General features: G+C 39.6%; 17 protein-coding genes, 1 tRNA gene and 1 other RNA gene. 7 read left to right on the top strand and 12 right to left on the bottom strand.

Going from position 1 to position 13818, the window contains the following annotated elements; genetic code table 11:
• Nucleotides 1-194 precede the first annotated feature (194 nt).
• A complete protein-coding gene (locus CLV99_RS05030; protein WP_133583386.1) occupies nucleotides 195-1958 on the top strand; it encodes a DKNYY domain-containing protein in 1764 nt (587 codons plus the stop codon).
• On the opposite strand, the gene CLV99_RS05025 is transcribed toward CLV99_RS05030, so the two are convergent.
• The 3 genes from CLV99_RS05025 to CLV99_RS05015 form a co-directional block, all read right to left on the bottom strand.
• On the bottom strand, nucleotides 1951-3180 hold the full coding sequence (locus CLV99_RS05025) for a hypothetical protein (protein WP_133583385.1): 1230 nt from the start codon (nucleotides 3178-3180) through the stop codon (nucleotides 1951-1953). The genes CLV99_RS05030 and CLV99_RS05025 overlap by 8 nt on opposite strands.
• Complete coding sequence (locus CLV99_RS05020; protein WP_133583384.1) at nucleotides 3177-4211, bottom strand: hypothetical protein; 1035 nt, start codon at nucleotides 4209-4211, stop codon at nucleotides 3177-3179. The genes CLV99_RS05025 and CLV99_RS05020 overlap by 4 nt, the downstream gene beginning before the upstream one ends.
• 224 nt (nucleotides 4212-4435) lie before the next feature.
• Nucleotides 4436-4512 (bottom strand) — tRNA-Pro (locus CLV99_RS05015).
• Nucleotides 4513-4852: 340 nt separating this feature from the next.
• Here CLV99_RS05015 and CLV99_RS05010 point away from each other — a divergent pair.
• On the top strand, nucleotides 4853-5851 hold the full coding sequence (locus tag CLV99_RS05010) for a beta-ketoacyl-ACP synthase III (protein ID WP_133583383.1): 999 nt from the start codon (nucleotides 4853-4855) through the stop codon (nucleotides 5849-5851).
• A gap of 43 nt (nucleotides 5852-5894) precedes the next feature.
• Here the strand turns inward: CLV99_RS05010 and CLV99_RS05005 are convergent, their stop codons facing one another.
• The gene (locus tag CLV99_RS05005) at nucleotides 5895-6941 is read right to left on the bottom strand and encodes a hypothetical protein (protein ID WP_133583382.1); all 1047 of its coding nucleotides are present in this window, start codon (nucleotides 6939-6941) and stop codon (nucleotides 5895-5897) included.
• Between the two features lie 135 nt (nucleotides 6942-7076).
• Here CLV99_RS05005 and ssrA point away from each other — a divergent pair.
• Both ssrA and CLV99_RS04995 read left to right on the top strand, forming a co-directional pair.
• Nucleotides 7077-7444: a transfer-messenger RNA gene (gene ssrA / locus CLV99_RS05000) on the top strand.
• Nucleotides 7445-7499: 55 nt separating this feature from the next.
• Complete coding sequence (locus CLV99_RS04995; RefSeq protein ID WP_133583381.1) at nucleotides 7500-8675, top strand: tyrosine-type recombinase/integrase; 1176 nt, start codon at nucleotides 7500-7502, stop codon at nucleotides 8673-8675.
• A 34-nt stretch (nucleotides 8676-8709) separates the two neighbouring features.
• On the opposite strand, the gene CLV99_RS04990 is transcribed toward CLV99_RS04995, so the two are convergent.
• Together CLV99_RS04990 and CLV99_RS04985 are read right to left on the bottom strand one after the other, a co-directional pair.
• On the bottom strand, nucleotides 8710-9165 hold the full coding sequence (locus CLV99_RS04990) for a hypothetical protein (RefSeq protein WP_133583380.1): 456 nt from the start codon (nucleotides 9163-9165) through the stop codon (nucleotides 8710-8712).
• Nucleotides 9162-9401, bottom strand: a complete 240-nt coding sequence (locus CLV99_RS04985; protein ID WP_133583379.1) for a hypothetical protein — start codon at nucleotides 9399-9401, stop codon at nucleotides 9162-9164. The genes CLV99_RS04990 and CLV99_RS04985 overlap by 4 nt, the downstream gene beginning before the upstream one ends.
• A gap of 30 nt (nucleotides 9402-9431) precedes the next feature.
• On the opposite strand from CLV99_RS04985, the gene CLV99_RS04980 reads away from it, so the two are divergent.
• The 3 genes from CLV99_RS04980 to CLV99_RS04970 all read left to right on the top strand — a co-directional run bounded on the left by CLV99_RS04980 (nucleotide 9432) and on the right by CLV99_RS04970 (nucleotide 11062).
• Entirely contained in the window at nucleotides 9432-10103 is a 672-nt protein-coding gene (locus CLV99_RS04980; RefSeq protein WP_133583378.1) for an SOS response-associated peptidase, read from the top strand.
• Nucleotides 10104-10330: 227 nt separating this feature from the next.
• Nucleotides 10331-10843: a hypothetical protein gene (locus CLV99_RS04975; protein ID WP_133583377.1), complete on the top strand. Its 513-nt coding sequence runs from the start codon at nucleotides 10331-10333 to the stop codon at nucleotides 10841-10843.
• A 9-nt stretch (nucleotides 10844-10852) separates the two neighbouring features.
• Entirely contained in the window at nucleotides 10853-11062 is a 210-nt protein-coding gene (locus CLV99_RS04970) for a DUF6965 family protein (protein WP_133583376.1), read from the top strand.
• 386 nt (nucleotides 11063-11448) lie between these two features.
• Here CLV99_RS04970 and CLV99_RS04965 read toward each other — a convergent pair whose 3' ends face one another.
• The 6 genes from CLV99_RS04965 to CLV99_RS04940 are packed head-to-tail and all read right to left on the bottom strand — an operon-like array spanning nucleotide 11449 to nucleotide 13814.
• The gene (locus CLV99_RS04965) at nucleotides 11449-11994 is read right to left on the bottom strand and encodes a hypothetical protein (protein ID WP_133583375.1); all 546 of its coding nucleotides are present in this window, start codon (nucleotides 11992-11994) and stop codon (nucleotides 11449-11451) included.
• The gene (locus tag CLV99_RS04960) at nucleotides 11951-12391 is read right to left on the bottom strand and encodes a hypothetical protein (RefSeq protein WP_133583374.1); all 441 of its coding nucleotides are present in this window, start codon (nucleotides 12389-12391) and stop codon (nucleotides 11951-11953) included. Before CLV99_RS04960 ends, CLV99_RS04965 begins: the two co-directional genes overlap by 44 nt.
• A gap of 7 nt (nucleotides 12392-12398) precedes the next feature.
• The gene (locus tag CLV99_RS04955; protein ID WP_133583373.1) at nucleotides 12399-12941 is read right to left on the bottom strand and encodes an N-acetylmuramoyl-L-alanine amidase; all 543 of its coding nucleotides are present in this window, start codon (nucleotides 12939-12941) and stop codon (nucleotides 12399-12401) included.
• A gap of 41 nt (nucleotides 12942-12982) precedes the next feature.
• Nucleotides 12983-13180: a hypothetical protein gene (locus tag CLV99_RS04950; protein WP_133583372.1), complete on the bottom strand. Its 198-nt coding sequence runs from the start codon at nucleotides 13178-13180 to the stop codon at nucleotides 12983-12985.
• 2 nt (nucleotides 13181-13182) lie between these two features.
• Complete coding sequence (locus CLV99_RS04945) at nucleotides 13183-13482, bottom strand: hypothetical protein (protein ID WP_133583371.1); 300 nt, start codon at nucleotides 13480-13482, stop codon at nucleotides 13183-13185.
• 2 nt (nucleotides 13483-13484) lie between these two features.
• Nucleotides 13485-13814 (bottom strand): hypothetical protein, encoded by a 330-nt coding sequence (locus CLV99_RS04940; protein WP_133583370.1) that lies wholly within the window; start codon nucleotides 13812-13814, stop codon nucleotides 13485-13487.
• Between the last annotated feature and the right edge of the window lie 4 nt (nucleotides 13815-13818).

Genomic DNA, 13818 nt, shown 5'->3' with positions numbered 1-13818 from the left:
CTGAGGGGAGCGAATCATAAAATAGCTAGGAGACTGTGGCTTTTTACTCTACTTTTACGCTAATTAGTAGGGAAATCTAGTTGGGGGAGAATACTATTCTTGGGTAGTTATGGGACAATTGTATTAGTATGAGACATAAGGGGATTGGTCTTTAAGAATTAAATACGAGCTTAAAAACAAAAAGATAAAAGTAAATGAAAGAGCATGGTGTCAAGGTGATAAAGGTAACAGGTATTCTATTTTTGATAGTTTTATTAACTGTAGCGATTTTGCTCTTGCTAGGTGAATTTGGAGGTGACCCCAATTTAAGTAATCTATATCGGGATGGTAAGGAGATCAATGGCGTCTTTACAAATTATAATAATCGGATTTATGCCGTGGTGCCCAGTAGTGGTTACTATCTGATTGAGGAAGCGGATGTCGCTAGCTTTCGGGAGGTAGACGAACATATCTCCAATCGCCAATTTGCAGTAGATAAGAATAATGCCTACTGTGGTAACAGAATCGTGAAGGGATTTGATCCAGTTACATCTAGAGCATTGGGGGAAGGATATTTTACTGATGGCAAAATGACCTGCTACTGCGCCCCCATGAGTGTGCCCAATCATGATCTATCAGGTATTGCTTTCGTGCTAGAAAAAATACTATATGGTGCAGGATTAGTCGATAAGCCACAAAAGGATATCTATCCACTCCAATATCTCCAAGAGGGTAATACGGTATACAGCCCATTATTACGTGCACGTGCTGCAACAAATGGCAAATTGGTTTACTATCAAGGAGAGCTTTTACCGAAAGCAGATCCGTTATCCTTACAGCAGTTGCCGATGTTATACAATGACGGTGATATTCGTTATAGCTTCGTTTATCTTGCAGACGACAAACATGTATATTATAAGAACGACCTTCTCCCGCTACAGGCCAACAACGAATTGCATGCACTTGCTTTCGATGCTCAAAATCAAGAAAACTACCTTGTAGATCCTAAAGAAGGTATGGTTTATGTAAATAAAATACCTTTTGATAAGAGCTATGCTCCATATAAAGAGCTATCCCTGCATGGAGGCCATATTTTTCACAGCTTCTTTTTAAGTAAGTCTGGTATATTTTATTATGATGCAATTCAAAAGAAGGTGATGCGTATAGACGAAAATCCTTTCAACGAATCGAACTTTACGGAGATCGAACCGTTGATTTTTTCGGACAACAAAAGGATCTTTTATTTAGAAACGAGCGAACACTGGGGCGGACGACGTGATCCAGGGCTTAAATCTCAATCCACCCATATTTTTCAATTGGATGAACCCGTTGACCCAACGGCATGGCAAAAGGTGGGGCCGGTAAACTATAAATTTGGTGCTGTATGGAAAAATGGTAACCATTATTTCTATTTTGATCAACTCGGTAACAACCAAGGTATCCGCAAAACGATATACCGTATTACTGACCAAACTACAGTTAATAAGTTACTCGAAAAAGACATCCGAACTGATGATATACGTGGGCTGATTCGAGATAAAAAAATGACTCCTGTGAAAGGTAAAGAGGTACTTCAGGCAAAGACTGTACATAGGGAAAACAGTTACTGGTTTATCTGGATTATTCTAAGTCTAACATTAGGAGTGCGAGCTGTTCTTTGGCTTTTACGTAAGGCAGGAGTTGATCCGCAGCCGTTTACAATAACGAACAAACAGTTGAAAATAAATAGTCTGTGGCCTAAACGATATGAACTATTTGATATTGATGAGGTTACTTTTTACATAGAACGCGCAGCACGACAGCCCGGTTATACTGGACGATTTCAGGTGATTCTAAGAAGCGGAGAGCATTCGCGAAAATATATGTTTGCTAGTCAAATGCGTCTAAAGGCAGACACAAAGGACGAATTGGAGCTCTATATCGCGGACTTGCAACATAAGTTGACGAGCTATAAGGTGAAAAGCAGTGTGTTTATTTGATATCGAGTAGTTCGAAATAAGTGTTAGGACTACACTGGTCTAGGGTATACCCCTTCTCTCCTTTCCACTTACTCTTGCTTTTCTTGGGTTTGGAGGCACTGTCATCAAACATGTTGTACCCAGTGGTATGCTCCATTTGTTTTGTGGAAAGATTGATGCTGGTACTGCTCTGCTCACCAGAGGCGCGGTGAAATTCGGAATGGTCAAACCCAATAAGTTTCATTTCTCCGTCTTGGTAGCGGAATTTGTAATCCGCATTGTTGACATACCAAGAACCACAACTGAGCCAATACTGGAAGCTAATGATAAGGATTCCTTTTTGAATGGTTATCCCTCCTTCTGTCATTAAGGGGTCGGCCAGACAGGTGGATTCTTCGTCATTCTCAGAGGGGATAAATCCGATAGCATTTTGTGCAGCCAGTGTGTAGCCATGATCTTTTTCTTTTAAAAATACCATAATCAAACGGGGATTGAGATTGAGTGTGTCTTGTCCCAGGCGATCGTTTATCCTGAAATTTTCGCTTTTGGTGTCTTCAATAACAATCACATGGTCGTCTATGCCATCCTTATTGAGGTCTCCGCTCTCGTGTACGATAGTCTTCCATCCGTGAGGGATAAAGTCTTCTATTAAGGGTCTTGCTTTTATGAGCGACGCCTCGTCCTTTTCTATAGTATTGATATCTATTATCTTCCAGTTGCCCTGTTCCTTCTCTAAACTGATAGTGACGAGGTATTCATCTGCACCACCATAGTTTACGTAGACGTCGGCAGTGCCTTCTTGCGGCCCATGTTGTTTTACATTCTTGATAGCAAAGCTATTTGGTGTTTCTTGACTTTTAATCCAGTACATATAGTAGAAATCAGAACAATGGATGTCGTATTCGTATGCATCGGCCGCCTCATGTTCTGTGTAGTCTACAGAAGCCATAAAGTCGGCACAGTCTTTTACACGTTTTCCTTCTCGAACTATAAATAGTTCTGAGATGGTGCCTAATGCTCTTAGTTTGCTGAAGAAAGAAGCTGTATCTAATTTACATTTACCATTTTTGGCACGAATCACCTCATAATAAGGGAAGTCGTTTTGGAAGTACCAATCGTAGAATGATTTTGCACTTTTGGCTATAGCCGCTGTTTGATCTGTAGTGGCAGATTGCGCTGTAGCTCTACCGATGCTTGAAGTGAAAACTATGATACAGAAAAGAATTAAGAAAGAGATTTTCATTTTTTTCGAAATATGAAGTTTGCGAGTCCTATTAATATGCCATAGCATAATACGGCCGCTGGATAATATAATACAACGAGAAAAACATAGCCATGTTTGGACTGTTGGCCCATTACATAGTCTATGAATGGGTATGCTAGGAGAAAGATGATGATAGTGAATATAGGAACAAGGAAAATGCCTAACCATTTTATCAAAGTGCGTCTTTTAGTCTGGTTCATCCATCGGTAGTGGAGATAGAACAAAACTAAAGCAGCAAATAATGCAATGCCCGCAGGCGATATGACTAATAAGGCTTTGGCCAACCAAGAGGATTTGTAGTTGATGATGATCTTGATGTCCTGCTCTAGGTCGTTGATCTCCCACAAATAAGTGTTTTCATGTATATTGGCTTTGCCAAGGTTTGACTCTGTAACCTCAGCAAAGTTGTTGAGATTAAGGTTTAGTTCGATTGGACCAAATGACTTCCAGAATCTTGAGGGATAGAGGGAATAGGTAACCTGAAAGTCATCAGTAAAGCCGTAGTTGTTGTACACAAAGTCGGCTTCGTATTCTACGACTATGGTATTGCTGCCTTTTTGAAGCGGCGCGTTGAAGTAAATTAGTTCGTCTAGTTCTACGGGAACTTTTTCATCGGCCGTATATTGGGCGTAGTAGAATCCATTAATGCTATCCTTACTCAAAAAGGGATAGCGGGATAGGGATAGACTATCAATGGATACAGAAGTGATGGCCCGCTGGTTGATGATTATATGTTTTGTTTGGGAAAGACTCTTGCCAATAAAAAGTAACGGCAGGGTCTGCTCCTTGTCGCTTTCTATATTATAGCGGATATGAAATGCAGCATAGAGGCGATTTTCATAATCTGTACGGTTGTGGATATCAATGTTTATTTTTTCCCTTGAGACAACGCAGCAGTCTCTCCCGTAGATGGCAGAATGTGTAGAGCCTTCATGATAGGGGACGCCCATATTGGCGGTAGCGATGCTGACGCTTATAAAAAGACTAATGAATAGTAGCAAACATTTCATCGGACCAAGATAAATAAGAAATAATAAACATGCTTTGGACATTTACAATTCGTATTCATGTATTATAAATGTGTGTAAAACTAATCCATTCTTATGTGGGGACAACGGAATGAACTTCTCTCTAGAGGTATTGATTTTTTATTTTGAGTCACCCGTAAGGATAAACTTTTGTCGGTCTACAAAACAAAAAAGCCTTCTGTCTTGAACAGAAAGCTTCCTATTGTTGGTCGGGATGGCCGGATTTGAACCGACGACCTCCAGCACCCCATGCTGGCGCGATACCGGGCTACGCTACATCCCGAAAAGGAAACCAAAAATAAAAGATTTGTGGTTGTTTTACAAGTACTATTATGGAATAGCGTGGTCGGTTTAAAATTCGTGATAAAGGGTGTTATTTAGAATAAAATTTGGACAGCTATAAACCGCTCGATATAATAGTAAATTAAATCCGTAGAACGATTCTAAATAGATTGTTTTTCGGTAAACTAATTGTCAAAATCATCGGTTATTTTCTTCTACTGTGGAATAAAAGTCTATTTTTACGCCTCTTAATGAGCATTGAATGTATAAACCCATTAAGTGATATAACAAAATAATTTGTTTTGACTGCTGAAAAGCATTTAATGTGATTACTGATTTTTATGAGTGTAGGTGTACCGAATAGACTTTATGCAGCGATAACTGGTATTGGTGGTTATATACCAGCGAATACCCGTTCTAATTCTGATTTAGAGAAAATCTGCGATACTTCGGACGAGTGGATTGTGAAGCGTACTGGAATCAAAGAGAGAAGAATTCTAGAAGAGGATTTAGCAACATCGGATATGGCGGTGAGGGCGATTGAGGATTTGGCAGCTAAGTACAACAAGAATCTTCATGATATAGATGCATTGTTGGTGGCGACGTCGACACCAGATATGCCAATGCCCGCTACTGCTAATATTATAGCGGATAAGTTGGGTCTAGATAATGTATGGGCTTTTGATATGAATGCGGCATGTTCGGGTTTCTTGTATGCCCTAGATTTGGGAGCTTCGCTAATCGAAACGCGACGTTATAAAAATGTATTGGTTGTGGGTGCGGATAATATCAGCACTTATGTAGATATACATGACCGCTCTACCAATATTCTTTTTGGTGATGGAGCTGGTGTGGTGTGGTTGGAGCCATCTACAGAAGGCGGTATTATGGATGCATATTTACGAAGTAACGGCTCAGGACGCTCATTCTTGAATATAGAAGGTGGAGGTTCGCTCTACCCTATGGATGCAGAGGACGCGATGGCTGATAAGCGCTTTTTGAAGCAGGATGGCAAGACAGTATTCAAACATGCAGTACAGTCTATGAGTGATGCTTGTTTTCAAGTGATGGACCGTAATGGGTTGACAATAAATGATATCAATTGGTTGGTGCCACACCAAGCTAATCAGCGTATCATTGATGCTGTAGGTCGTGCGTTGGATATTCCGGAAGGCCGCGCTTTAAGTAATATTGAATACCTAGGTAATACTATTGCTGCTACTATTCCGCTGTGTATATGGCAGAACCTAAAACAGATTAAAACGGGTGATTTGGTAATGTTGACTGCATTTGGTGCAGGGTTCTCTTGGGGGGCGAGTCTCTTTAAGTGGATGATATAATGATATAAAAAAAGAGCGGTTTTTCCGCTCTTTTTTTATATCATTACTTTTTCTTCTTTGGCTTTTTCTTTTGGTCAGTCATGACTTTTTTGTAGAAGTCTTTAATGACTGCTTTTAGCTTGGTCAAGGCTTCTTGTTTCTTTTTGTCTTTCTTGTTGCCGTCTTTTTTTGAGGACTTTTTGGCTTTGCTTTTTGCCTCTGACTTTTTATCTTTTTTTGTAGCCTTTGCAGAAGACTTGCTGTCTTTTGATTTTTCAGCTACTTTTTTCTTGTTTTTTTTCTCGACCTCTACTTTAGCATCCTTCTTTTTCATATCTTTTTTCTTCATTTTATCTTCTTTCTTCTTTACAGCTGCTGGTACCGCCTCAATTGAAGCGCTATTACTCGCTACTGTTGCTGTCTTCTTCTTAGCAGTTGAAGTTGCTTTTGCCGGTTTTGCAGCATTGGTATCCGCTTTTACTACAGGAGCAGATTTAGCTGTGCTAGTTATACTTTTGGCTGTTGGCGCTTTTGCGGTAGCAACGGCAGGCTTAGTTGTTGTCGCAGGTGTAGGTTTAGCCGCACTTGTTGTACTCTTGGCTACTGGCGCTTTTGCGGCAGCAACGGCAGGCTTAGTTGTTGTTGTCGCAGGTGTATGTTTAGCCGCACTTGTTGTACTCTTGGCTACTGGTGCTTTAGCTGCAGTAACGGTAGGTTTAGTCGTTGTCGTTTTCGCAGGTGCAGGTTTAGCTGCACTTGTTGTACTCTTGGCTACTGGTGCTTTAGCTGCAGTAACGGTAGGTTTAGTCGTTGTCGTTTTCGCGGGTGCAGGTTTAGCCGCACTTGTTGTACTCTTGGCTGCTGGCGTTTTACTTGCTGCAACTGCAGGTTTAGCTGCTGGAGCTTTCGTTGAAGCGTCAGGTGCCGCCACATCTGATGTGCTTTTAGTAGCTGTTGGAACTTTTTTTGCAGGACCCTTGGTAGTGGCAGCTTTTGCTGCTGCTTTAGTCGGCGTAGTAGGTGGCACCGTTGTTCCTGTCTTAACTGGTTCTTTCGAAGTTTCTTGCTTGCTCTCCGTAGTAGCAGCGTCCTTTTGACTGTTTAGTGGCATATTTCTATTGCTTTTAATGACTAACTAACGAATATTACAACACAATATAATGAAAATTGTTTGTAATAGGTAATTATTGCTGGATATCCTGCCGTAGATTCGGATAATATGTGTAAATTTGCAGGACATAACTATGGGGCTGACCGGAATTGACAGGATAGCGATGGTTATGTAAGCATGCAGTGCATTGTTAGTCTAGCACTTTAATCTGAACTTTCACACTTTTAACTGGCGAAGAAAACTACGCCTTAGCTGCTTAAGTTAGACTTAACATAGCTATTTGTCCCGTTAGGTCATGTTCTTCGGTCTAACATTTGGGGCATCGAACTATAGAACTGGCCGGTGTGATTTTACTAAGCATCGGTGAGAAACAGTAAATACGGAGAAAGGTATAGGTAAGCGACTCACCTTCCCTCTCCCGACAATTAAAGAGAAGCTAAGCATGTAGAAAGCGTAAATCATACTATGTTTGGACGAGAGTTCGAATCTCTCCAGCTCCACAAAATTGAACCTGATAATCAGCTTGTTAGTAAGCGTACTGACAAAAAACGGACACATATGCCTACTTACAAGCTGATTAATTCTTACGATGCTGGTGGAGATATTACAAAAGAATGGTTTGTCTCTTATCATTATTTGATCCCCGAAGAACTTCGAAAACCTAATGGTAAAATGTATGAAAGATTTAAAGTCTTTAATACGATCAATTGTCTTCATACAAAGAAAGAAAGAACTGCCCAATTAAAATTAGTTAAAACTGGAATCACTGAATTACTAGAAGCTGGTTTTAACCCGTATGAGAAATATCTTTATTCGGATCATAGTTACAGCGAAAAATATAATATCTGTAAATGTATTGATGAATATCTGTTGTTTGCAAAATCATACTTGAAGAAAAACTCTTATGGACCTTACGAAGATCGACTGTTAGTCTTTAAAAATTATTTGATTGATCAGAATATCGATCATAAACGAATAGATCAGATAACTAAGGAAAATATATTTGATTTTGTAAATTATGCGAAAATCAACAGAGAGTTATCTAACAAAACTTATAACCTGTATTTGCAGGCTATACATACTTTTCTACAATTCTTCAAGGAAAATAAATCAGATTATTTAAAAGAGAATGTGTGCAGTGGTATTAAGCGACTTCCAGTTCAGAAAAAGGGGAATTTACCTTTTAATAATAGGCTGTTTAGCTTGGTTTTGGAGCGTATGAAGGAGCATACCCCCTACTTATATCAATTCAGTAGATTCATTTATTATAGTTGTATGCGCCCTGATGCTGAACTTAGATTGCTCAAGATTGGTGATATTGATCTGCATCGAAGATTAATACAAGTTCCAAGCGAAAACAGTAAAAAAAACACAACGCAATACATTCCGATAGATGATGAATTTCTAAGTATCTTATCAGAATTAGATTTAGATCGTTACAATAAACATTATTATTTATTCACGAAGGACGGAATGCCTGGGCCAAATCCAGTTTATGAAGGCTACTTCCGTAAGATGTTTATCCCTGTTAAAGAAGCATGCGGTATCAGTAGAGGTGAAACTCTGTATTCTTTTAAACACACTAGATGTATTCACCTGGTCGAAGATGGCGAAAAGCTCCACAATATTATTAAGCTTACTAGGCATAAAACTCTTGCGGAACTTATGGACTATCTCAAAGATATGGGGGTTATTCTTGGTGATGAAGTGAAGTTGAAAAGCAGAAGTATATAATATTTGGCGTACCCCTTCTTCGGGAGGGGTATTTTTATTTACGCAACGAAGCCATATCCACCGTTATCACATCCAGCACTTTAAATACTTCTTCAGGCGTATTGTAGGAGTTTATCAAATCTATTTCAGATTCCTCGGTATAGAAAAACAAATCGGCTTCCTTCACTGTAAGCATTTTGAATATGGTATCGGGATCGGAATATTCTAGATCACCGTTCAGCACATTAATCTTGTTCGCTTTAAAGAACCTTAACCCTTCTTCGCGCCCCATGCTTCTTAGTTCAACCTGATCAAAGTCGGCCATTGCTTCGATTTCTTTCCCAGGATATTTGTACTTGATAAATTTCAAATACAACTCCCTGTTTCCAGTCCGTAGGGCTTCGTTCCGGCAGGCGCTCTGCTCGGGATCATAATTGTACCGAAAGTAATCGGGGTCTTTATAGAACTCGAAATGCTTTTCAAAATACTGTAATCTTTCTTCTAGTGTCATGATACAAATACTAATCCTACTAAATCCTGTTCTCTTATGTTTTCTAATGCGTCCTGAATAACCAGCAAAGTAGGTTCTTCATTCGCGTTGGTTTCGATATATTGCTGCACATCTTCCACCTTCTCAGGGTACCAATAAACGATGTCAGACGAAAGCATATTGTTTGAAGTGAGTATGTTGTACCCTTTGCTCAATAGTTCTTTTAACAGTGCCTTACTAACATTTTCGAATTGCATTTGTTTATAGCTTTAAAACGTCAATAAATTATGTGCTATCATGCTTCAACTCCCAACCATGCAGAACTACAGAAGTTCTTTACAGAAATGCATGTATCAAAGGAAATCGTCCCTTATTACCATGTATCGGGCTTTGTCCGTCCCTACCTTCCTGTTACACTGAACAACGAAATTGACTCTATTGTTTTGGCTAGGTGGAAATTAATCCCGTTTTGGGTCAAGTCCGAAGAAGAAGCAAACAAGTATGCAAATACTCTCAATGCAACGAGTGAAGATATTTTCGAAAAAGCTTCATACAAGAACGCTATAACCAAAACACGGGGCTTACTCTACGTTAAAGGATTTTTTGAACCACATGCAACGGACGGAAAGAAAAACAACGAATCTTACTTTGTCCAGGTGCAGGATCAACCTATTTTCACCCTCGGTATTGTATGGAATAAATGGCAAGATTATAACACCTTCTCTATTATCACGACCGAAGCAAATGACTTTATGGCCGACATCCATAATGTGGGTAAGCGCATGCCTTTGATCATCCCTGAAGATAAACGCCACAATTGGTTGCTTGCGGACGGCCGTGACGAAATCGAGTCCTTAATGCAACCGTACAGTGGAGAAATGAAGGCGCACCGCACATTCCGTGTAATGGCTGCTGGTGGTGTAGATACCAACGTACCGACTATCACAGACGAGATTTAAACTTTTCGCGCAATTGTAACAATTCCTTTTGCATCACGTCAGGCCAATCGCCGAAAGCGTTTTGTAAGATGTGTTTTCCTGCATCTATATCCGACAAAGTCCAGGACGCCTGTAATGCAGAACTGCGAACATATTTAGCTATTTCTCCGTCAGGCGGATTATCCCAAACTTTAAATTTAACATTTCCCATATTGCAAATATGCTAATATTTTTAGTAAACTTGCGACATGAAACCTTTAGAGATCCGGTGTAGAAATAAAGTAATGTTTGCAAAGCTTGAGATAAAAGATAAATATCGAGGCTGTACGGATTATACCCTAACCCATAAAAACGGGTTCACTATCTACGTTTTCCGTGATACCATGGGAACCTGGGAACATGTTTACGGTGAGCTGGCTGAAGACATCCGCGAAGCAATTATAGATGCTCTTATTCTCCGATTTACTAAGCCAACCAAAATGTTCTACTTTAAGGGTGAAAGAATCGTGGTAGATGTTAGTTTTGCCAATGGATCGGGACAGTGGTTTGTGAATGGCAATAAGTTTTATTTGGGAAACATTTCATTTCACGTCCCATATGGCGCAAATGAGGGTGAATTTCGTTATAACATACATAACCCTGCAGAATGGCTGACCGATTCTCTAATGAAAGAATTTATTTCAATGATTGAAAGAGGTTTAATAGATTGGCCTCTCGATTATCGTCCATCAGTAGGTCGTTTTTCACAAAGTAAAAGGTAGATTTGCCCCATGACGGTTGAAGATTTGAAAAATGAGCTTTTGGGTAAGGAGTACCCCGAAGTTGTACAGGTGGGCGCACATCAAAAGGTTGTTGACGTTGCTAAGTTTTTGGAAATTCAATTCCTAGAGTGTGAATTATGGAAGAAAAAGGATATCACCAAATGCCCGGCTCACTATAGGTTAATGCAGTTCTATGAAGCGACTAGGAATATAGAATAAAATAGGTATATTTAACTACTTCATATTTAAGGTCATCCGACCCGTGTGAATAATTGGTTTAGCCTCTGATTTCTCTCGATTTCAGAGGCTTGTTTTTTTGACAGGTATTCGACTAGAATTATTATTACACCAAAAATCCCAAATTTTAGAATAGTCTCCAGGATGACAATTTGTGTATATATAATCAAGGTTTTTGTCCATTCTAGCATGAATTGCTAAATTTTGCCCGTTGGTAAGAATTACGTTAATATTTCCTACTAATTTACTTTCGTCTACGAAGAAATTATATGATAGTACTTGTTCTATTTCCATGTAGCAAAGTTACATATCAAAAAAGTGTTTAACAAAAAACCGCCTATGGAGCCAAAACAAAGGGGAATTATTAACTATTTTTTCCTTTTCACCCCAAACCACCACAATACCCCGAAAACAATAATCAACACCGATACAGCTCCGAAGATGATCCCTTTACCGCTGGGTGATGATACAGTTTCCTTTTTAGTGTCATCAGACTTAAATTGCTCTTTATACCAATCATTTGATTCCTCGAAGCTGATTTTGTCGGCCTGTATAGTAGTTCCGGTGCTATCCTGCTTGGTAATGTCCTTTTCGTTTTTCCCCTTAGTGTTGGTCTTGTTCGTCAGTTTTGCCCCTCCTTTGGCCGATATGTTCCCCTGGCTATCGATATTGATCTCGTCAGCTTCTAGCTTCGTGTCGCTATTTATATCATGCTCCTGGCGTTCTTTTGACTGCTCTGTAGACTTAGATTGAGTTTGAGTGTTAGTAGACTCTATACCGCCCGTTTTACTCTCGCTAGACTTCTCGACTACTGCAGCAACTTTTACGCGATCTACCTTCTTTTCGGTACGTTTGAATAATCCGCACGAATTAATTAGCGTGCAGATTATCAGTGATAGTATTATTCTTTTCATTTTCTTCGATAGTTAATCGTAACAACCTACATTCGTCCTTTAAGCCCTCAAGCTCATGCTTTTGTTGCTCAAACAGAATTTTGAATTGCGCTAGTTCTTCTCGGATTGCCTTCAAAGCTTTCTTACAAGTATTTTCTTCCTCGAGGGCTAACAATAATTTTTCTTTTAATTGCTCGATAATACTGTCTGAAGATTCCAATTGCTTTTCCAGTCTATCAGCTATCCTTTCCGATATTTCAAGAGACTTTTTAGCATTTTCAAGATTCCCACCTTCGTTATCTAACTTTTCTTTTGGCTTTATTCTTATATAACCCCAAATAGCTGCAATTGCCCCAAACAATGCCCCCCAAATAGCTGACATGTTGGGTAAAACGTAGTCTTGTAAAAATTCTTTCATAAGCCAATTAGTTTAAATCGTACTTGTTCATTACTTGAGCTGTAAAGCAAGCTAGATTAACCTTGTTTCTATCATAAGCTGCCATATCACTTGGATTGTCAATGAAACACAATTCAGGAAGGCAAACCGCTCCTTTTTTACGCATCAATCCCAATTTACCCCTAGCCGATTGACTTTCTGTTTTAACCCCTCTGTTGGGGATTCCCATAATGCGAGCGTAGCCATCGCACAGCTCCTTTGCCATTGCTTTAGAGCGCTCGTTTGCATTGTCAGCAATCAACACTTCGACCCCCGATGCTTTACCATTAAAAGCATTAAAGTGAGGTTCAACTACAACATCTTTATCAGTAGGATTTATCCGTCCTAGGTATTGTCCTAATGTTTCGGTGTCTTTGTCTCGAACTACCGTCCTGCCCAACTTTATCAACTCCGCATTGACCATATCACGGAATGATATAGTCTCATGATTTTCTTGCCTTCCATTTACTCCAATGGCGCCGCTGTCCTTTAAATGATGTCCTGCACTTGAATAAGATATATAATTCGCCATACTTCCCTTCCTTTTTAAATGCCCCCGAAGGGGCTTGTTACTTATACTTCTTCGTGAACTACACTAGGTGATGGAGACAGACTGACCGTCTCTTTTCCGCAATCCTGGCACTTGTTATAGTACCGTTGCGGATTGGAAAGCATACTGATATCCGTCTTGCTTTCTAGCCTCCCTCCGCAGTCCTCACACAAGTCCCACTCATGGAATACTTTTACTTCTTTTCTTTCTACTTTTCCCATGATTACTCCGTTACTGCCTTAATAACTTCAAGCTCTGCACTGATAGCATTTGCTAGTTCAGAATCTACAGCCGATAAAGGAGAAAAAGAAATAGATGGCTGACCGCCGTTCCGGGTGTCATAATGTAGCGACACTGTTTCCATTCCTTCTGCGGTTTGCTTATAACCGTTAATCTCTACCTTTATCAACTTTCCTAATTGTCTTTCTTCTGTAAAGGTTAGGTTGAAACCTTTGAAAACCGCTTTGCTTACTCTCTGTTCGCTATTGCTTTCGACTGTTCTTGTTAATGTTTCTACTGCCATGATTATTTTGATTTTTCGATTAGTAAATTAATTTCTCTGATAACTGGATAACTCCATAATTGCGAGGACGCTTCGATTAGCTCTACGGCTATAGCATCAGTCAATTCAGCCTCTCCATTTGCGTGTAAGTCGCGTAAAAAGTTGTCCATATCGATTGATTTGCTCCCTGTTCTGTAGATCGTGTTAGCAAATATTTTTACAGACAAAGAAACTTGCTCAATCCCGTTATCTGCTGTCTTTTGATCAATTACGAATGGAGTAAATCCACCCTCCAAATCTTTCATTCCAAGTTCCTTGAACCCGAATACTCTCTTTTTATCTGTTTTGTTCATGTCT

The organism is Sphingobacterium yanglingense (assembly GCF_004363245.1).
GTDB lineage: Bacteria > Bacteroidota > Bacteroidia > Sphingobacteriales > Sphingobacteriaceae > Sphingobacterium > Sphingobacterium yanglingense.
This window is presented reverse-complemented; position numbering and strand designations above follow the sequence as displayed.